The 19,028-nt window shown below is 70.0% G+C and carries 16 protein-coding genes; 8 read left to right on the top strand and 8 right to left on the bottom strand.

Annotated features, from left to right (window positions below; all coding sequences use genetic code 11):
* The first annotated feature begins 37 nt into the window (after positions 1 to 37).
* Entirely contained in the window at positions 38 to 1,261 is a 1,224-nt protein-coding gene (locus FKO37_RS33835; protein ID WP_037819437.1) for an MFS transporter, read from the top strand.
* 76 nt (positions 1,262 to 1,337) lie between these two features.
* Here FKO37_RS33835 and FKO37_RS33830 read toward each other — a convergent pair whose 3' ends face one another.
* Both FKO37_RS33830 and FKO37_RS33825 read right to left on the bottom strand, forming a co-directional pair.
* On the bottom strand, positions 1,338 to 2,144 hold the full coding sequence (locus FKO37_RS33830) for an ABC transporter ATP-binding protein (RefSeq protein ID WP_238607166.1): 807 nt from the start codon (positions 2,142 to 2,144) through the stop codon (positions 1,338 to 1,340).
* On the bottom strand, positions 2,141 to 2,812 hold the full coding sequence (locus FKO37_RS33825; RefSeq protein ID WP_238607165.1) for a FadR/GntR family transcriptional regulator: 672 nt from the start codon (positions 2,810 to 2,812) through the stop codon (positions 2,141 to 2,143). Before FKO37_RS33825 ends, FKO37_RS33830 begins: the two co-directional genes overlap by 4 nt.
* A 187-nt stretch (positions 2,813 to 2,999) precedes the next feature.
* On the opposite strand from FKO37_RS33825, the gene FKO37_RS33820 reads away from it, so the two are divergent.
* The gene (locus tag FKO37_RS33820) at positions 3,000 to 4,529 is read left to right on the top strand and encodes a choice-of-anchor A family protein (RefSeq protein WP_238607164.1); all 1,530 of its coding nucleotides are present in this window, start codon (positions 3,000 to 3,002) and stop codon (positions 4,527 to 4,529) included.
* Between the two features lie 503 nt (positions 4,530 to 5,032).
* Here FKO37_RS33820 and FKO37_RS33815 read toward each other — a convergent pair.
* Together FKO37_RS33815 and FKO37_RS33810 are read right to left on the bottom strand one after the other, a co-directional pair.
* Positions 5,033 to 6,235 carry an NAD(P)/FAD-dependent oxidoreductase gene (locus FKO37_RS33815; protein ID WP_238607163.1) on the bottom strand — a complete coding sequence of 401 codons (1,203 nt, stop codon included), beginning with the start codon at positions 6,233 to 6,235 and terminating at the stop codon, positions 5,033 to 5,035.
* Between the two features lie 75 nt (positions 6,236 to 6,310).
* Positions 6,311 to 6,931, bottom strand: a complete 621-nt coding sequence (locus tag FKO37_RS33810; RefSeq protein ID WP_238607162.1) for a TetR/AcrR family transcriptional regulator C-terminal domain-containing protein — start codon at positions 6,929 to 6,931, stop codon at positions 6,311 to 6,313.
* Between the two features lie 59 nt (positions 6,932 to 6,990).
* Between FKO37_RS33810 and FKO37_RS33805 the strand changes: the two genes are divergently transcribed.
* Positions 6,991 to 8,406: an FAD-dependent monooxygenase gene (locus tag FKO37_RS33805; RefSeq protein ID WP_238607161.1), complete on the top strand. Its 1,416-nt coding sequence runs from the start codon at positions 6,991 to 6,993 to the stop codon at positions 8,404 to 8,406.
* Here the strand turns inward: FKO37_RS33805 and FKO37_RS33800 are convergent.
* From FKO37_RS33800 to FKO37_RS33790, 3 genes are read right to left on the bottom strand one after another with little or no spacing between them, the layout of a single operon-like run.
* Positions 8,403 to 10,496 carry an iron ABC transporter permease gene (locus FKO37_RS33800; protein WP_238607160.1) on the bottom strand — a complete coding sequence of 698 codons (2,094 nt, stop codon included), beginning with the start codon at positions 10,494 to 10,496 and terminating at the stop codon, positions 8,403 to 8,405. The genes FKO37_RS33805 and FKO37_RS33800 overlap by 4 nt on opposite strands.
* Positions 10,497 to 10,500: 4 nt before the next feature.
* Positions 10,501 to 11,511: an iron-siderophore ABC transporter substrate-binding protein gene (locus FKO37_RS33795; RefSeq protein WP_078870767.1), complete on the bottom strand. Its 1,011-nt coding sequence runs from the start codon at positions 11,509 to 11,511 to the stop codon at positions 10,501 to 10,503.
* 28 nt (positions 11,512 to 11,539) lie between these two features.
* A complete protein-coding gene (locus tag FKO37_RS33790) occupies positions 11,540 to 12,370 on the bottom strand; it encodes an ABC transporter ATP-binding protein (protein WP_134666490.1) in 831 nt (276 codons plus the stop codon).
* A gap of 187 nt (positions 12,371 to 12,557) precedes the next feature.
* Between FKO37_RS33790 and FKO37_RS33785 the strand changes: the two genes are divergently transcribed.
* Positions 12,558 to 13,904, top strand: coding sequence for an aminotransferase class I/II-fold pyridoxal phosphate-dependent enzyme (locus tag FKO37_RS33785; RefSeq protein WP_238607159.1), 1,347 nt, complete (start codon positions 12,558 to 12,560; stop codon positions 13,902 to 13,904).
* 35 nt (positions 13,905 to 13,939) lie between these two features.
* On the opposite strand, the gene FKO37_RS33780 is transcribed toward FKO37_RS33785, so the two are convergent.
* The gene (locus FKO37_RS33780; RefSeq protein ID WP_308196560.1) at positions 13,940 to 15,181 is read right to left on the bottom strand and encodes an FAD-binding protein; all 1,242 of its coding nucleotides are present in this window, start codon (positions 15,179 to 15,181) and stop codon (positions 13,940 to 13,942) included.
* Positions 15,182 to 15,245: 64 nt separating this feature from the next.
* On the opposite strand from FKO37_RS33780, the gene FKO37_RS33775 reads away from it, so the two are divergent.
* The 4 genes from FKO37_RS33775 (at position 15,246) to FKO37_RS33760 (ending at position 18,950) form a co-directional block, all read left to right on the top strand.
* Positions 15,246 to 16,103 (top strand): NAD(+)/NADH kinase, encoded by an 858-nt coding sequence (locus FKO37_RS33775; protein WP_037819461.1) that lies wholly within the window; start codon positions 15,246 to 15,248, stop codon positions 16,101 to 16,103.
* A 149-nt stretch (positions 16,104 to 16,252) separates the two neighbouring features.
* The gene (locus FKO37_RS33770; protein WP_238607157.1) at positions 16,253 to 16,912 is read left to right on the top strand and encodes a hypothetical protein; all 660 of its coding nucleotides are present in this window, start codon (positions 16,253 to 16,255) and stop codon (positions 16,910 to 16,912) included.
* Positions 16,913 to 17,021: 109 nt separating this feature from the next.
* The gene (locus tag FKO37_RS33765; RefSeq protein WP_238607156.1) at positions 17,022 to 18,335 is read left to right on the top strand and encodes a M14 family zinc carboxypeptidase; all 1,314 of its coding nucleotides are present in this window, start codon (positions 17,022 to 17,024) and stop codon (positions 18,333 to 18,335) included.
* Positions 18,336 to 18,395: 60 nt separating this feature from the next.
* On the top strand, positions 18,396 to 18,950 hold the full coding sequence (locus FKO37_RS33760) for an SMI1/KNR4 family protein (RefSeq protein ID WP_238607155.1): 555 nt from the start codon (positions 18,396 to 18,398) through the stop codon (positions 18,948 to 18,950).
* The last annotated feature ends 78 nt before the right edge of the window (positions 18,951 to 19,028 follow it).

Below are 19,028 nucleotides of genomic sequence, written 5' to 3'. Positions count from 1 at the left end.
ATCGTTTCAGGGGTAGGTTCCCGCTTGGAAGGTCGACATGGTCACCACAGCTCCGCCCGCTCTCACCGCCCCGGCCGGATGGCGCGTCAGCCACGGCTGGGGGTTCCGGGTCATCGCTTTCGCGTTCGCCGCGTGCCTCGCGTTCTCCACCGTGCCCACCCCGCTGTACGCGCTCTACCAGCAGCGGGACGGATTTCCGACGTTCCTGGTCACCGTCATTTTCGCGGCGTACGCGGTCGGCGTGATGGCCAGCCTCTACCTCGCCGGGCACGTCAGCGACTGGCTCGGCCGCCGCCGCGTGATCCTCGCTTCGACGCTCGCCGAGGCCTTGTCGGCGGTGTTGTTCCTGCTCTGGCCGGAGGTCCCGGGCCTGCTGATCGCGCGGTTCGTCTGCGGCGTGGGCATCGGCGCGCTGACGGCCACCGCCACCGCGCACCTGTCCGAGCTGCGGGCGGTGACCCGGCCGGACCAGGACCTGGGCCGCTCCGGCTTGATCGCCACCGTGGTGAACATGGGCGGCCTCGGGCTCGGCCCGGTGGTCGGCGGCGTCTTCGCGCAGTACATCGACGGCCCGCTGACCAGCACGTTCGTCGTGTTCCTGGTGGTGTTGCTGGTGGCGGCGTTCGCGGTGTGCCTGGTGCCGGAGACCGTCGAACGGCGCGAGGAGCGCCCGGCTTACCGGCCGCAGCGCGTGTCGCTGCCCGCCGGGGCGCGGCCGGCGTTCGTCGGCGCGGCGATCGGAGTGTTCGCCGCGTTCGCGATCACCGGGCTGTTCATGTCGCTCGCGCCGACCCTGCTCGCCGAAGGCCTGCACGAGCACAGCCGGATGCTCGCCGGGGTCACCGCGGGCTCGATGCTGGGCGCGGCGGCGGTGGCGCAGGTGGTCTTCGCGTCGATGGCGTCGCGGGCGCAGCTGCGACTGGGGTTCGTGCTGATGCCGATCGGGCTGGCGGTGCTTTCGGCGGCGGCGCTGCTGCCCTCGCTGGCCCTGTTCCTGGCGGGCTCGGTGATCGCCGGGAGCGGGATGGGGCTGGGCTTCCGTGCCGCGGTCGGGACGGTGGCGGCGCTGGCTGATCCGCTGTCCCGGGGCGAGGTGCTGGCCGGGATCTTCCTGGCGGCTTACGCCGGGCTCGTGGTGCCGGTGCTGCTGGTCGGGATGACGCTGCTGTGGGTGCCGAGCCCGCTCGCGCTGGTCGGTTTTTCGGCGGCGGAGCTGGTGCTGCTGGGGTTCTCGGCTTGGCGGGTGCTGCGGACCGCCTGAGCCGCTGGAAGTCCGTGAAGGGCTCCTTGAGGGAACCTGGTTCCCGCAAGGAGCCCTTCACGGACAGTGGCCCGGGTCAGGCGACCTCGGTGGAGCGGGTCCGGGCGGCGCGGGCGCTCCACCGGCCGTCGTGGCGGTCGACGCGGATCGGGTGGCCGAACGCCCGGCTGATGCTGGCCGTCGTCACCGCCTGGTCGATGGGCCCGGACGAAACCACCGAACCGTCCGCGATCAGCAACGCATGCGTCGTCGTTTCCGGCAGTTCTTCCAGGTGGTGGGTGACCACGATGGAGGCGAGCCGGGGATGGGTCCGGGTGAGCAGGTCGATTGTTTCGAGCAGCTGCTCGCGGGCCGCGACGTCGAGTCCGGTGGACGGCTCGTCGAGCAGCAGCAGCCGGGGGTCGCTGATCAGCGCGCGGGCGATCAGGGCGCGGCCGCGTTCGCCTTGCGACAGCGTCGGCCAGCGTTCGCCTGCCTTGCCGGCCAGGCCGAGCAGGCCGATGAGTTCGTCGGCCTGGGCGAGCTGCGCGGCGGTGGGCTGCCAGCGGGGCGGCGTGTCGATGCTCCCGGTGACGCCGGTCAGCACGACCTCCCGGATGGTGAGCGGCGAACGCAGCGGATGCCGCGGGTCGACGTGCCCGATGCTGCGGCGCAGCGCCTGCAGTTCGACGCGGCCGAGCCGTCCGCCGAGGACGTCGACGGTGCCTGCGGTCGGATGCGTGACCGCGCCGCAGAAACCGAGGATCGTGCTTTTCCCGGCACCGTTCGGGCCGAGCAGCGCCCAGTGTTCGCCCGCCCGCACGGTCAGGTTCACGCCGTGCAGGATTTCCTTGCCCTGCCTGCGGAACACGACGTCGGTCAGCTGCAGCACGACCTCGCTCACGAAAGTGCCTCCTTCAAGGCGGTCAGGTGCGCGCGGCTCAGTTCCGCGGCGGCGGACGCGTCTTTGCCCGCGATCGCGTCGACGAGCGCCAGGTGCGCGGCTTGGTCTTCTTCGGGGGCGGTGATCGGCCGGGCGCGCAGCATGTCGGTCATGGCGCGGTGGATTCTCGGGACGAAACTGTCGAACAATTCGATCAGCACGTCGTTGTGCGCGGCGACGAGCACGGTGCGGTGGAACGCGGTGTCGGTGTCCACCAGGCGTTCGACGTCCGGGTCTCCGATCGCGCGGGCGGCGAGCGCGCGGCGGATCGCGCGTAGGTCGGTCGGCGTCCGCCGGTGCGCGGCGAGGGCGGCGGCTTCCGCTTCGATGGCGATGCGCGCCTCGATCACAGCGCCGACGGTCGCGCGGCGCAGCACCGCGTCCCAATCCTCGGCGACGTCCAGCGCGGTCACGAAAACCCCGGAACCCTGGCGGGAATCCAGCACGCCTTTGCCCGCCAATTCGCGGATCGCCTCGCGCAGCGTCGACCGGCCGACGCCCAGTTGCGCGGCCAAAGTCGTTTCCCCGGGCAATTTGTGGCCGAGCGGCCATTCGCCGGCGCGAATGCGTCCGAGAAGGACTTCGGCGGCCTGCGCGGCGAGCGGGTGCCGGTGCACGAGAGGGGGCATCGGAGGGCTTTCTGGTCGGACGGGGCGGCAGGAGCGAGGCTACTGCGGGACATTCTTCCGGCGGGGTGTCGAGTGTGGAGCGTCACTAGTCTACTTGTCTGAGGAGTCGGGGATTTTCTGACCCGTTCGGGTGGGTTACGGTGTTTCGAGTGCCGTATTCTGCCCGGTCCGGGTGAGGATCGGCCGCATGCGTGCCAGGAAAATGGCCGTCGTCGGCGGAGCGATCGCTGCGGCGGTGTGTGCGGTGGCGTTCGTGGCCGGTCCGGGCGCGAGCGCCGCTCCGCTGCCAGGGGGATTGGGCCCGTGCGTCGGCGACGCCTGCCCGGAGAAGTACCCGCCGGTCAACAACGGGCCGTTCGCGGGACGGGACAACGGTATCAACGTCTTCGCCGGGGGCGATTTTCTCGTGCGCGAAGGCGCCGCCGAGGCCGAGGGCCGGGTCGTCGTGCTCGGCGGGTTCGACATGGCGAAGCGGACCGGGGCGTCCGCGGTCTACAACGTCGGCATCGCGGGTGTCGGCTCGCGCGTGCCCCCGCCGGACGGCGCCGATTTCCTCACCACCGGCAAGAACGTCACCGTCGCGCCGAACCAGCGGCTCCTCGCGGATGGCGGCGTCGTGCGCTACGGCGGCACCGTCACCGGGACCGTGACCGGCACGCTGAAACAGGACCCGAACGCGGCGGACCCGTACAAGCAGCTCCGGCCGCAGTTGCAGGAAGCCAGCACCTGCTACAGCAAGTCCGCGGCGACCGGGACGGCGAAGAACGAGGGCTACCGCACGCTGTTCACCGGAGACGGGAAGTCCGCGCTGCAGGTGTTCACCGTCGACTTCGACCTCACCAACCGCGGCGGCAGCATGCAGGGCCTGGAATTCGCCGGCATCCCGGCGGGCGCGACGGTCCTGGTGAACCTCGTCGGCGGCAACCGGGTGATCAACACCTACACCGGCGACCTCGCCGACCAGGACCCGATCAACCACCTGCGCGAGAAGCTGCTGTGGAACTTCCCGGACGCGTCGAAGGTGAAGATCGCCGGGCAGGCGCAGTTCCAGGGCAGCGTGCTGGTCGGCAACCCGGCCAGCGACACGACGGTCACCGCGTCGGGCACCAACGGCCGGTTCTTCACTGCGGGCAACCTGCTGCACACGTCGGAGGGCGCGGCGGGCGGGCAGGAGTTCCACGCTTATCCGTTCACTGGCGATCTGCCGGATTGCAACACGCCGACTACTAGTTCGACGGCGCCGACGAGTGCGACGTCGACTAGCTCCAGCACCACGACGTCGAGCACGACTTCGTCCAGCACTACGACGTCGACTGAGCCGACGAGCTCGACTTCTTCCACGACGACTGAGCCGACGAGCAGCACGTCGTCCAGCACGACTTCGTCGAGTGCAACCTCGACCAGCTCCACCACGACCTCGACCGGCCCGTCGGAGACGTCTTCCTCGACCGCGCCGACGTCCTCGAGCTCGCAGCCGACGTCCTCGTCCGGCAGCACGAGCCCGACGACGTCCAGTTCGTCGTCGGAAGCCCCGGCCCCGATCACGACCACGAGCGACAACTCCGGCGGCGTGGCCCCGGGAACCGGCCCGTCCGACCAAGGCCCGCTCGCGTCGACCGGCGCGGACATCCGCGGCTACCTGATCGGAGGCGGCGCACTGCTGCTCATCGGCGGCGCACTGGTGGCGGCAGTGGCGGTGCGCCGCAAGCGCTCCTGACGAACGCCATGAGGGGCTCCTTGAAGGAATCTGATTCCCGCAAGGAGCCCTTCACGGACAGTCAGCTCGGGCGGCCGCGCGGTTCGTGAGGGAACTCCGGCGGCAGCCGTGGAGCGGGAGAAATTCTCGCCGTAGGAAGTCCGTGAGGGGACCCCTGAGGGAATCAGATTCCCTCAGGGGTCCCCTCACGGCGTTGGGCGCGGGGCGTTCCGAGGCGGGGCGTTCGGCGGCGGAGGCGTGTCGTGTCTGGCCTTCGGTGGTGGGTGTTCGGCGGTGGGGAGTTGCGTGGCTGGCGTTCAGCGGCGGGAGTTGCGCGGCGGGCGTTCGGCGATGGGGAGTTGCGTGACTGGTGGCCAGCGGCGGGGAGCTGTGTGGCGGGTGCTCAGCGGTGGGGAGTTCCGTGGCTGGCGTTCAGCGACGGGGAGTTGCGCGGCGGGTGTTCGGCGGTGGGGAGTCCGTGACTGGCGGCCAGCGGTAGGAAACTCCGTAACAGGGGAGCGGGGCTAGCGAGCGGCGGGCGTGCGTGAAGCGCGGTACTCAGCAGCCCGCGCCTCGTAAGCGCGGAGTTCTTCCTCCCGATCCGGAACGTCCTGCGCGCCATCCTCCGGCTGGTCGGCGAAGAAGCCTCGCAGCGCGGCGTTCGCGGAGGCGGCGAGGTGGCCGGTCCGGGCGAACATCGCGGTCTCGTAGCGGGTCAACGCGGCTTCGACATCCGGCTCCTCGTGCAGTGCGTGCGCCAATTCCGCGCCGTCGAGCAATGCCAGGTTCGCGCCGTGCCCGCCGAACGGGGCCATTGCGTGTGCGGCGTCGCCGATTACGGTGATGCCGGGGACGCGTTCCCAGGTCAGGGGAGCGGGCAGCGCGGTGAACGCGCGCGCCACGTAGTCGCCGTCGTTGTCGATCAGCAGCGGGAGCACCTTCGAGCCCCAGCCGCGGAATTCGCGGAGCAGGAACTCGCGGACCGACGTGCGGTCAGTCAGGTCGACGCCTTCCCGTGCGGCCCAGTCCTCTTCGGCGCGGAAAGCCACGTAGCCGCGGATCACCCCGTTGCTGTTGCGCTGCACGATCACTGCGCGGCCGGCGCCGTCGGCGGTGAACAGTTGTCCGTCGCCTACCAAGGCCGCGATTTCCGGGTGCCGGGATTCGACGTCGTCGAATCGGACGTCCAAAAAGGACACTCCGAGGTATTCCGGTTGAGCGTCGGTGAGTCGGCGGCGCACCTTTGACCAGGTGCCATCCGCGCCGATCACGACGTCGGCGTCCACTGTGGAGCCGTTGGCGAAGTGCAAGCGGTGGACGCCGTTTTCGGTGGTCAGGTCGGTGAGTTTGTGTCCCCACTGGACAGTGCCGGGCGCGAGCCGTTCGTACAGCATCGTCCGCAGCTGGCCGCGGTCGATTTCCGGGGCGGCGGTGTCGTCGTCGGCGGGGGTGAACTGCTTCAGCAGGGTTCCGTGGTGGTCGCGTCTGGTCATGGCTTGGCCTTCGACGCGAGCCAGCTCGTGGAAGGCGGACAGCAGTCCGGCGTCTTCCAGGGCGATCTGGCCGCTGTCGGCGTGCAGGTCGAGCGTGCCGCCGGGATCTCGTGAGTCCACGGCGGTGTCGGCGTCGTACACAGTCGCGGCGATGCCGTGGCCGTGCAGGACGTGCGCGGCGAGCAGTCCGCCCGGGCCGCCGCCGACGATGGCGATGCGCGGTGTCTCGTTCATGGTCTTCCCCTCTCGTGCCGGTGTGGTCTGGCATCGAGCATAGGTGCAACCATACAAAAAGTGCAACCGTACAACTTAGTGAGTCATTGCACTTTGAAGCGTCGCTGCTAAGCCGGCTAGCAGGATGCCGAGTGCGTAGCCGAAGTCGTCGTCGACGGTGCTTCCGGTCGCCTGCCGTTCCCGCAATCCCGCGGCCATCAGCGGAAACGGGATGCTTTCGAGGGTCGCCTCCAGATCGTCCGGCCAGGTCTGGTCCTCGACGGCGCGGCCGAGAATGAAATGCACGTACACCCCGGCGCAGCGGGTCGCGTCGGCGAGCGGGAACCCGGCGCGGTGCAGTACGCCGACGGCTCGCTCGGCGAATTCGCCCAGTGAGCGGGCGGTCCGGAGGTCTGCGCCGAGTGCGATGCGTGCGCCGTCTCGATGGTCTAGGAGTGCGGTGTGCAGGGCGGTTCCGGCTTGTTCCAGCCAGGGCAGCCACGGGGTGTCGAGCGGCGGGAGGTCGTCCAGGACTGGGGCGACGAGGGTGTCGGCGAGGTGGTCGAGCAAGGCTCGTTTGCTGCTGAAATGCCAGTACAACGCGGGTGCTTTGACGCCGAGTTCGGTGGCGAGGCGGCGCACGGTCAGCTTGTCGAGGCCGTCGGCGTCGACCAGGGCGAGTGCGGTCCGGACCGCGGCGGGGATCTCGATCGGCACGGCGGTTGCCTCCTTAACTAGTTCAGGGCAGTCTAGTCTTTAACAAGTTAAGGAGAGTCATGGACGCAGATGTAGTAGTCGTCGGAGCGGGTCCGGTCGGGTTGTTCCTCGCTGCTGAACTCCGGCTCGGCGGGATCCGGCCGCTGGTGCTCGAGCGGCTTGCGCGCCCCACGGCGGAACGGAGGGCGCGCGGCATCGGCGTGCTCGCGACGGAGGCGCTGACCCGGCGCGGTCTCGGACCGCAGCTAGCCATGGCGCACGAGGAGGGAATGCGCGACTTCGCCCGTGATCACGGCAGTTCGCTCGGCCACTTCGCGAACATCCACAAGCTCCTCCCGGACGAGGACCGCCCGCGTACGCACATCTGGCAGCCGGAGTTGGAGCGGCTGCTTGCTGGACACGCGGACGCGCTCGGCGTCCCGGTGCGGCGGGCGCATCGGGTCACGGCGATTGAGTCTGATGTGGACGGCGTGACGGCGATTGTCGAGACCCCGCAAGGAGAACAGCGGATCACCGCGGCTTACCTGGTGGGGTGCGACGGTGGCCGCGGGAAGGTCCGCAGTCTCGCCGGGTTCGGGTTCCCGGGCACGCCGCCGCTGCTGCGGACAATCGCGGGCCAAGTCCGGTTCGCCGGGCAGGTGCCGCCCGCCGGACGCTACCCGGGCGGGACTTTTCTGCACGGCGGCAGCATGGCTGGCGTCACCGAGTTCGCCCGCGACGGCGAGCCCGACGGTCCGGTCACCCTGGCGGAATTGGCGGCGGCCATCCGACGAGTGACCGGCGAGGACGTCGTTGTGACAGAGGTGCGCGATTCCCGCCGGTTCGCCGACCAAGCGCGCCAGGCCGACGACTACCGGCGCGGCCGGGTTCTGCTCGCGGGCGACGCCGCCCACGTGCACTCGCCGAGCGGCGGGCAAGGGCTCAACCTCGGGCTGCTGGACGCGGCGAACCTCGGCTGGAAATTGGCTGCGGTCGTGCGCGGGGAAATGCCGGAAACGTTGCTGGACAGTTACTTCCGCGAACGCGGCCCGGTCGGCGCGGCGGTATTGCGCAATACGCGGGCGCAGTCGGCGTTGCTCGCGCCGGGGCCGCACGTCGACGCGCTGCGCGAGATTGTCGCCGAGTTGATGGATCTGCCGCAGGCGAACCGGTACTTCTCGGATCTGCTGTCCGGCGTGGCGGAGCGATACGAACTCCCTTATCCCGCTGAAGAACCAGTCGGGCTGCACGGTCCGGATCGGTCCCTTGTGGACGATGACGGACGGATCACCCGGCTGTCGGAGCACACTCGCGCTGGACGCGGTGTCTTAGTGCTCGATCCGAAAAGCCGCGATCTCGCCGCGTTGGCAAGAGAACGGGTCGAGGTGGTGCCGGTGACGAATACCGAATCGTTTCTGCTGCGGCCGGACGGAGTTATCGCCTGGGCCGGAGGTGAAGCCGAGTTGAAAGTCGCGCTGGACACCTGGTTCGACTAGGCGTTCGCGCGGCTCCGCCACAGCAGCCAGCCGAAGTACGGCGCCCCGATCAGCGCGGTCACCAAGCCCGCCGCGATCTGGGTCGGGGCGAGGACGGTGCGCCCCAACGTATCCGCGACGCACACCAGCACCGCTCCCAGCGCGGCCGCCACCGGCAGCGAGCGCGAGTGGCGGGAGCCCACCAAAGCGCGCGCGGCGTGCGGGGCCACGAGCCCGACGAATCCCAGCGCGCCGACCGCACACGCAGCTGCGGCGGTGAGCACCGCGGCGAGCGCGGCGAAGGCGAGGCGGGACCGGTCCAGCGGGACGCCGAGCACCCGCGGCACGTCCTCGTCCAGCGAGACCAGATCGAGCGTCCGTGCGCTGGACAAGGCGATCGGCAGGGCGATGACCAGGCACAACAGTACCGGCAGGACCTGGCTGAACTCCCGACCGTAGGTCGATCCGGCGAGCCAGGTGAGCGCCAGATGCGCGTTCCACGGCGAGGTCAGCACCACGACGAGCGTCGTGATCGCCTGCGCGCCCGCGCTGACTCCGATGCCGACCAGCACCAGCCGGTCCGAGGACAGTCCGCGGCCGCTCGAACCGCGGCCGGTGGCGAGCCAGTGCACCAGCGCGAACGTCGCGAACGCGGCGACGGTCGCGGCACCCATCATCGGCCAGATTCCGATGCCAGGCACCAGAAGCACGACGCTGATCGCGCCGACGCTCGCACCCGGAGTCACGCCGAGCAGGCTCGGTTCGGCCAGCGGGTTGCGGCAGATCGCCTGGACCAGCGCGCCCGCGACGGCCAGGGCCGCGCCGCCGAGCAGCGCGGCGAGCATCCGCGGCCAGCGAAGGTCGAGCGCGAACGAAACCTCGGTGCCGGACACGCCGCGCAGCCAGTTCAGGACGTCGCCGAGCAGCACGATCCGGTCGCCCAGCAGGAGCGCGGCGATCACCGCGGCGACGAGCGCGATCGCCAGCACGACACCGGTTCCGGCCACCCAGCGGCGCGACCGGACGGTGCCGTGCGTGCCGCGTGCGGACGGTGTTCCGGATGGCTGCCGTCGTGCCAGCCAGACCAGCACGGTCGCGCCCGCCAGAGTCGTCACGACGCCGGTCGGCACCGAAACCGCTTTGTCCGCCGGGACGAGCGCGCGCAGCAGGACGTCGGCGGCCACGACGACCAGCGCACCGGTTAGTCCGGAGAGCGGCAGCAGCAGCGGATGTTTGCCGAGCCCGGGCACCCGGCTCGCCAGCAACCTCGCGATCACCGGTGCGCACAGGCCGACGAATCCGATCGGCCCGGCGACGGTCACCGCGACCGCCGAGAGCAGCACCGCCACGATGACGGCGTAAGTGCGCGTGCGGCGGACGTCGATGCCCAGCACGCGCGCGTGGTCGTCGCCGAGACCGAGAACGTCGAGCCGGTGCGCGAGCAGGAGGGTGGCCAGGATGCCGACCGCGATCACCGGTGCGGCAAGGGAAACCTGGTTGAGTCCGGATTGGACCGTCGTGCCGCTGCCCCAGCCGTACAGGCCCGCAGTCCGCTCCTGGAACAACATCAGCAGCACCGACGTGAGCGCGGTCAGCGCCAGCGCGATCGCGGACCCGGCGAGCACGAGCCGGGCCGCTCCGCCGCTGCTGCTGCGCGCGACGAGCAGCACCAGCCCGGACGCCGCGAGACCGCCGACGAAGGCGACGATTCCGTTGACGTAGAAGGGAAGCGAGATCCCGAACGCCGCGACGCCGACCACCGAGACGTACGCGCCGGCGTTGACCGCGAGCGTGTCCGGAGAGGTGAGCGGGTTCCGTGCCACCGACTGCAGCGCACAGCCCGCGAACCCGAGCGCCAGCCCCACGAGCAGCGCCGCGGCCAGCCGGGGGAGCCGGCTGGCCACGAGCACCGCCACCGCCTGGCTGCGCGCGTCGTCGTCCGTGCCCGGGAAAACGGCGCGCAGGAGTTCGCCGAGCCCGACGTGCGACGTGCCTTGCAGCAGGTGCACGGCGGAGAGGACGAGCAGCGCGACGAGCCCGCTCAGGAAGACGGCGGACGCGGTGCGCCGTGAGGCGCGCGGCCGGGCGGGTGCGAGGGCTGGTGCGGTCATCGGATCAGCGCGTCAGAGCGCCGGTGAGCGCGTCCACGTAGGCGATCGCGGACTTCGGGCCGCCGAACATCCAGATGCCGTCCGGGATCCGGTGCAGTTTCGCGCCCTTGACGAACGGCAGTTGCTTCCACACCGCGTTGCCCGCGAGGTCCTGGGTGAAGACGTCGGATTCGGCGGCGTTGGCGGCGTAGACGAAGGACGTGGCCGGATCGGTGATCTTGGTCAGTCCTTCGACGTCGGTGGAGGCGAGGCCGTAGACCTTGTCGCCCTCGCCGGTCCACTGGTTGGCGGCGCCGAGCTGGCCGGCGATGCTGCCGAGGAACGAGCCCTTCGTGTACATCCGGACGGTGACCGTGCCGGAGGTCGAGTAGCCGTCGGCCATGACGAACTTGGCCCCGGACTTGCCCGCGTCCGCGAGCTTCTTCTTGCCCTCGGCGACCTTCGTGTCGAATTCGGCGAGCAGTTTGCGGCCCTGCTCCTGCGTTCCGGTCGCCTCCGACAGCGTGGTCACGGTCTTGCGCAGGTAGCCGATCGGGTCGGCCGAATCGGAGCCGCGCAGGGTCAGCACCTTCGTCTGCTTCGAGAGCTGCGCGATGACGTTGTCCGGCAGGTCGGTGGTGGTGACCACGAGATCCGGGTGCAGCGCGGCGATCGCGTCGAGGCTCGGCTCGCCGCGGGTGCCGACGTCCGGAGTGGACGCGGCGAGCGGCATGACCTTGTCGTAGGTGTTGTAGCCCTTGACGTCCGCCGCGCCGATCGGCTTCACGCCCAGCGCCAGCAGGTTCTCGGTGAGGCCCCATTCCAGCGACACGATCTTCGCGGCCGGCGCGGGCAGGTCGACCTTGCCGCGCTCGTCGGTCAGGTGGACCGGGCCGGAGGGTTTCGCGGAGGCGGCCGCTCCCTGGTCCGCGGGCGTTTCGGTGGTGCCGCACGCGGCGAGCGCGAAGGCCGCGAGCGCTGCCGCCGCGGTCGTCAGGACCGTCCTTCGGGCAGGACGAGAGAACACACTGGACACGGGGTTTTCCTTTGAACTAGGGGACAGGTCAAGCTGAGCGGACCGGCCGCGGCCGGGAGGTGTGCCGTCCGACCGGGCGCGTGCGGACGTGCCCCTCGTCGTCGACGTGGACGTCGATGCGCAGGCCGTAGACGTCGCTGAGCAGGCCGGCCGTCAGCACGTCGGCAGGGCGGCCGGTCGCGCGGACGGCGCCGCGGCACAGCAGCACCACCTCGTCGGCGACGGCGGCGGCCTGGTCGAGGTCGTGCAGCACGACGCCGACCGCGACGCCGTGCTCGTCGGCGAGATCGCGGACGAGGTCCAGCGTTTCGATCTGGTAGCGCAGGTCGAGGAAGGTGGTCGGCTCGTCGAGCAGGACGACGCCGGTGTCCTGGGCGAAACAGGTCGCCAGCCAGACGCGCTGGAGTTCGCCGCCGGACAGTTCGTCCACCGGGCGCTCGGCCATTCCGTCGACGCCGGTGTGCCGCATCGCGCGCTCGACCAGCTCCGGTCCCTCGGGATCGCCGGAGCCGAAGCGGCCGCGATAAGGATGGCGGCCGTAGGACACGACGTCGCGCACGCGCACGCCGCCGGGCGTGGGGCGCGACTGGGTCAGCAGCGTGACGTGCCGGGCGAACTCCTTGGGAGACAAGGCGAGCGCGTCTTGCCCGGCCAGCGTGACGTCGCCCGCGGTCAGCGGATGCAGCCGGGCGAGCGAGCGCAGCAGCGTCGACTTGCCGGACCCGTTGGGGCCGACCAGGACGGTGACCTCGCCCGCGCGCAGGACGATCTCGGCGTCCTGGACCACCGGTTTCGCGCCGTAGCCGAGAGCGAGCCCGGTGCCGGCGAGCGCCGGTGCTTCCGGCCAGGAGTGACTCATGAAGGTTAGCCTAACCTGATCGAGGGATAATCCGAAACCGGACATCGCGGCGGTGTCGGACGTCACGGGCGTTTGTACCGGGAGGGCCCGCCAGGATGTGAAACGCCTTTGCCGCGTGCCGTTGCCGCTCTAGCTTCTGATCGGGTCAGAGGTTTTCGGATTTCCGGGTGACGAGGGGAGCCGGTGCGTGGCCACGGGCGAACTCGCAACGACGACGCTGCCGGTCGGGGCGGGCTGGCTCGGGTCCCGCATCGGCGAGCGCACGGCGCGCGGCGTGGCCGGGACGGTGTCCGGCCTGATCCGCGACGGGGAGGTGCCGCCGGGCACGCGGCTGCCCACCGTGCGGGCGCTGGCCGCGGAGCTTTCGGTCAGTCCCACGACGATCGCCGAAGCGTGGTCGCAGCTGCGCGCGGCCGGGTTGATCGGCACTGGGCGGCGGCGCGGCACGATAGTGCTGGAACCGCCGTCGAGCCCGCCGCCGGAACGCGCGTTTTCCGGCTGGCAGACCGTCGACCTTGAACACGGCCTCCCGGATCCCGGACTGCTGCCGCCGCTGGAGGACGCCGTCGCGGCGGGTGTCCACACGGAACGGTTCGGCGGTCCGGTGAAGAACTCGATCACGCCGCAATTGCGCGCCGCCGTGAAGCCGACGTGGCCGTTCGCCGCCGAATCGTGGACGGTCGCGGCCGGCGGGCAGGACGGGATGTTGCTGGCCTGCCAGGCAGTCGCGCGGCCGGGCGACGTGATCGCGCTGGAGGCGCCGACGACGCCGTGGCTGCGCGAATTGCTGCGCCGGTCGCGGATCCACGTGGTGCCGGTGCGGTGCGACGAGGACGGGCCGCTGCCGTCATCCTTGGCCGCGGCGTTGGAACATCGGCCGGTCGCATTCGTCTATCAGCCGCGTGCGCAGTCGCCGCTCGGGCATTCGGTTCCGGCGGACCGGCTCGCGGAACTAGCGGCGGTACTGTCCGAAGAGGACATCGCGGTGATCGAGGACGATGATTTCGGGCCGTTGGCTTCGGCTCCTTCGGTGAGCCTCGGCGCGTCTTTGCCGGGCCGGGTGTTGCTGGTGCGTTCGTATTGCACTGCGTTCGGGCTTGAACTGCGCAGTTGCGTGATCGGCGGCTCGGCGGTGCTGGTGGAACGGGTGCGGCAGCAGCGCGGGCCGGGGTCGGTGTGGTCGAGCCGCATTCTTCAGGACGCGCAGGCGTTTCTGCTGACCGATCCCGGCAGTGCGGAATTGCTGAACCGGGCGCGGAATCGGTACGCGCATCGGCGGGCGGCTTTGACGGAAGCGTTGCGGGAACACGGGATTTCGGTGCGCGCGCGGGACGGGTTGACGCTGTGGGTGCCGGTTCCGGAGGAGTCGCGGACGTTGATGACGTTGGCGGCAAATGGGGTTTCCGCCGGGTCGGGGACGCGGGCGGGGAATCCGGGGACGCCGCACATCCGGGTGGCGACTGGGCAGCTGCCGGATGATCCGGCTTTGGTGGCGGATCTGGCCCGGATGATCGCGCGGGCTGCTCGGCGGTAGTGAGCGGCGATGCCGGTTCTCACCGGCACAAACACTCACGACCCCCGAAGCAAGTGCCGGTCCAGGAACGGATTGCGGAACTTCCCGGCCGGGTCAAGCTCAGCCGCCAGCTCCCGGAACCGCCGCACCCCGTGGTGGTCCAGATCCAAAGCCGCGCCGTGGAACAGCTTTCCCCAATGGGCGCGGACGCCGAAGGGTGCGAGCTTCTCCTCGATCAGCGGCAGCACCGCTTCCACCTCCGGCTGCCGTTGCTCCCAGGTGAAATGCACCGCCACCCGGTCTCCGTCGTACGCCGGGCTCAGCCAGTGTTCGTCGCCGGCGACGGTGCGGATTTCCGACACCACCAACAGCGGCGCGATCCGGTCGCCGAGGCTGCGCAACGCCTCGAACGCCGCGGTCGCGTGCGCCCGCGGCACGAAATACTCGCTCTGCAATTCCGCTCCGACGCTCGGCGCGAATTCCAGGCGGAAATGCGGCAGCCGGTCGTACCACGGTCCGGGAACTCCGCCTTGCACAGTGGTGTTTTTCGCCGAAATGCCCGCTGCGTGCGCGGGGTGGCGCGGGCCGTCGGCGGGAAGTGCGCCGAACAGCGTCTCGGGGATCTTCGCCGGGACGCGGTTCTTGAGCAGGACCTGGTCGATCACGTCGCGCGCCCAGTTGGTGAACAGGCTGACGCTGTAGCCCTCGGCCTCGATTTCGTCGAAGTGCTCCAGGGCGGCGGACCAGGGGAGGGCGTCGAAAACGTCTTGGCGCACCGAAAAAGTCGGCTCCAGGTCGAGGGTGAGCCGGGTGAGGACGCCGAGTGCGCCGACATTCACCACTACTCCGGGGAACTCGGCGTCGGCGCGCGAGAACGTGCGGAGCGAGCCGTCGGCGGTGAGGAGTTCGACTGCGGACACTGCCGAAGCCAGCCCGCGAAGCCGCTGTCCGGAGCCGTGGGTGCCGGTCGCGACGCTGCCGGCGACGGTGATGTGGGGGAGTGACGCCAGGTTGGCCAGTGCGTACCCGGCTTCGTGCACCTGCGCGACGACGTCGCCGTAGCGGGTCGCGCCGCCGATGGTGAGCGTCGCGTCGTTGATCTCCGGCGCAATGTTGACGGCGGAGAGGTCGAGTTGGCGGCCGTCCGGGCTGTCGGCGACCGCGTTGAAGCTGTGCCGGCTGCCGAGGGCCTTGATCCGGGCCGAGCCGGCGACGAGCTCTTGCGCTTCGGACAGCGTGCGCGGGGCGACGACCTCGCGTGCGCGGTAGGTGAGATTGCCAGCCCAGTTTTCGATCACGAGGGCCGAGCCTAATCGGCTCCGGCACGGCAGACTGGGGACAGGCCGACCGAGGAGACCCCGCATGCATTCCGCTGGACTCGTCCTGCACCCGCGCCGCGATGCGAAAGCCGCGGTCGACGCGGTGCTGGACTGGGCCGCCGGGCGCGGGATCGAGATCCTCGGCATCGACGACGAGATCGCCAGGGTCGACTGTTCGGCGACCGCCGTCCAGCCCGCTGAACTGGGCAAACGGTCGGATCTGGTGGTCAGCCTCGGCGGCGACGGCACCATGCTGCGCGCGATGCGGCTCGCCGACGGGCAGCACGCGCCGGTGCTCGGCGTCAACCTCGGGAAGCTCGGCTTCCTCGCCGAGGTCGACGTGCCGGACCTGCCGCTCGCGCTGTCCGCGATCGACCGCGAGGAGTTCACCGTCGAGCCGCGGCTGGCGGTGGACGCGCGGTTCGGCGGCCGGATCGAGACCGCGTTCAACGACGTCGCGGTGGTGCGCGTGCCCGGAGACGGGAGCGCGGTGGTCGCGGTGCTGGTGAACGGCGAGCAGTTCGTGAGCTACGCCGCGGACGCGGTCGTGGTCGCGACGCCGACCGGCTCCACCGCGTACAGCTTCTCCGCCGGAGGGCCGATCACGAGCCCGGCGGTGGAAGCACTGCTGGTCACGCCCGCCGCGCCGCATTCGGCGTACAGCCGCGGCGTGGTGCTGTCGGTGCAGGACACCGTGACGCTGGAGGTACTGCCGTCGAGCGGGCGGCTCGCGGTGGAGGTCGACGGCCAGGTGGCGGGGTACGTCGGGCCCGGCGAAACGATCGACCTGCACGCCCGGCCGAACGCGGCCCGCGTCGTGCGGCTCGGCATGACGACCTTCTACCAGCGGGCCAGGCGCAAGCTGCGGCTCACCGATTCGGCGGAGATTCCGCTGTCCTGAGCAGGGCGCGCGTTCGTCTGGTAATCGCGCGCTGCCCTGCGGTGATCCTGCTCGGGCTGTGCCCGCTGTCACTTGTCGGTGACATTGCCGTGTCCTGTTCGTAATGTCGTGGCGGCTTTGCGACCCGAACGAGGAGATGGTGGTGCGAGGTGTCCGGTAGACATCGGGACGGATCGAAGTCGTGGCGGCTGCCTGCCGCGGCGGGCGCCCTGGCCGTCGGCGCGCTGGCGGTGCCGGTGTGGCTGGCCGCTGGCTCGGTCGAACCGGAGCAGTTCCCGGCCGCGGCCGCGGAGATGCACGCGTTCAGCGCGCCACGGCCCACGAGCAGCGTCCCGTCGACCACTTCGACGCCGCCCACGACGTCTTCCAGCGCTGCCCCGACGACGACGTCGTCCTCGTCTTCGCCGACCAGTAAAACGACTTCTCGTACTTCGGTGACTCCGGCGGCGAAAGCGTGTTCGTCCACATTGGCCGGAACGCAGCCCTCGGTGGCCCAGGCGGGTAATTTCCTCAAGGAAAAGTTTTCGGTGGACACGGTCGGCGGCCGGGCCGGACGGTCGGGCGCGAGCGACCATCCCGCCGGTCTCGCGCTGGACTTCATGGTCGACACGAAGACCGGAAACGCTTTGGCTGCTTACGTTCTCGCGCATCAGGACGAGCTCGGCGCGAAGTACGTGATCTGGCAGCAGCGCTACAACGACGGCAGCGGCTGGTCGGCGATGGAGGACCGCGGCGGCGAGACCGCGAACCACTTCGACCACGTCCACGTTTCGTTCGAGCGCGGCGCGAAGGTTTCGGTCACCTGCTGACACCCGACTTTCGGAGGTGGGCCGGATTCGTCCCGAAGAGCACACTGTGCGCTGCCGAGTGGTCACCGTCCGCACGGGGTGGCCTTCCTTCGCTGCGTGAGGAGCTCCGATGGCGGGCAGGTTCTCGATCCGGCTCACCCTCAGCGTCGTCGGAGTGCTGGTCGCACTCGGCGGCACCACGACCGCCGCAGCCGCTGCCGCGCCGGACGATCCGGTCTCGTGGCGCGTCCCCGCTACGCCCGCCGAGGCGGCTTCCTTGGCCCGTGCTGGGTTCGACGTCGCCGGGACCAGCCCTGGTGTGGCCTATGTGATCGGGAACCAGTCGGTCGCCGGGCAATTGCGGAATCGCGGCTACGCGCCGGAATTCTTCGACACTGTCTACAAAGGAGTGACCACGCGCGCCGCCGGCGACACGTTCTATGGCGGCTATCGCACTGTCGCGGCACAGGAAGCGCACCTGGCGAAAGTCGCGGCTGCGCACCCGGATCTGGCGACCGAGTACACGATCGGCCAGTCGTGGCGGAAGACCCAGGGCAAGGGCGGCCACGACATCAAGGCGATCTGCCTGACCAAGAAAAAGGACGGCGACTGCACGCTGTCCACGACATCCCCGAAGCCGAAATTCGCACTGATGGCGCAGATCCACGCCCGGGAGATCTCGACCGGCGAACTCGCCTGGCGCTGGATCGACTACCTCGCCGACGGGTACGGCAGCGACGCCACCGCGACGTCCATTTTGGACACCACCGAGGTCTGGGTGGTCCCGATCTCGAACCCGGACGGCGTCGACATCGTAGCCTCCGGCGGGAATTCGCCGAAACTGCAGCGGAAGAACGCGAACACCAGCCGGGGCAATTGCAGCGGGACGAACATCGGCATCGACCTGAACCGCAACTCCACCTTCCGCTGGGGGGCGGACTCGGACTCGCCGTGCGCCGAGACGTACCAAGGGGTGAGTGCCGGATCGGAACCTGAGGTCCAGGCGCTGGAGAAGCTTTTCCGCTCGATTTACCCGGAACAGCGCGGCAGCGGCGACAACGACCCGGCTCCGGACACCACGCGCGGCACGATGATCACGTTGCACAGCTACGGGAACGACATCATTGTCCCGTGGGGCTTCACTTCCGACCCCGCGCCGAATGACGCCGCGCTGCGCAAGCTCGGCGCGAAGTTCAGCGATTCGAACGGGTATCTGGTGGGGACCAACACGGAAACCGTCGGCTATTCGACCAGCGGTACGACGGATGACTTCACCTATGGCGCGCTGGGAGTCGCCAGCTACACGTTCGAGGTCGGCGGCCAGAGCGGGAGTTGTGGCGGGTTCCTGCCGCGGTATTCGTGCGTGGACAGCACATTCTGGCCGAAGAACAAAGGCGCGCTGATCACGGCTGCCCAATCGGCGGCGGCTCCTTATCAGCAGTGAGGTGCGACGGGGCCAGGCGCGTGTCGTCTGGCCCCGCCGCGTCGCCGGTAGCGTATCCGCGTGGATTACCGGCAGTGGTGCGAAGACATGCGCCAAGCGATCGAACGTTACATGTCCCGCATGCAGGCCATCTTCCGCGGGATCCAGCTTGAGCCGGACACGGTGACGGAAGAGGTCGATGAGGCCGCGCTGCGGATAGCCGCGGAGTCCGGCCTGCCGCCGTCGCTGCTCGAGTTGTACGCGTCCATCCGGGAAGCCAGCTTCGCGAATCTGCACAACGCCTACTTCATTCACTCCCTCGCCTGGGTGCTGGACAGCCTGCATCGCCCCGACATTCCCGCCTGGGCGCCCGAGGCCACCGACGAGCGGCTCGCCGTCTTCGCCTCGGACGGCGGCGGACGCACGTTCGCGGTCGGATACCGCAGCGGAACGGTGTTCCGGCTTCCCGTCGGCGGCGTGGTGGACCAGGTCTACGACGGCTCGATCGACTCCATCGGGCCGGGCGAGATCGCGAAGGACATCCCGGATTTCCTGGCCCGCCTTCTGCAGATCGCCCGGGCCTTCGGCGACGAGCCGGACGAGGACGACGAAGACGAGGAACTTCCCGTCATGTGACGGCTCGTTACCTTCAGTTAACTCGTCGGGCGACCTATCTCACTCCGTCGCTCAGGTAAACGCCACCATCCCGGGGCT

The sequence above is a fragment of the Amycolatopsis sp. Poz14 genome (assembly GCF_006704225.1).
Classification (GTDB): Bacteria; Actinomycetota; Actinomycetes; order Mycobacteriales; family Pseudonocardiaceae; genus Amycolatopsis; species Amycolatopsis nivea.
Note: the sequence above shows the minus strand (reverse complement) of the source record. Positions and strands in the feature narration are given on the sequence as shown.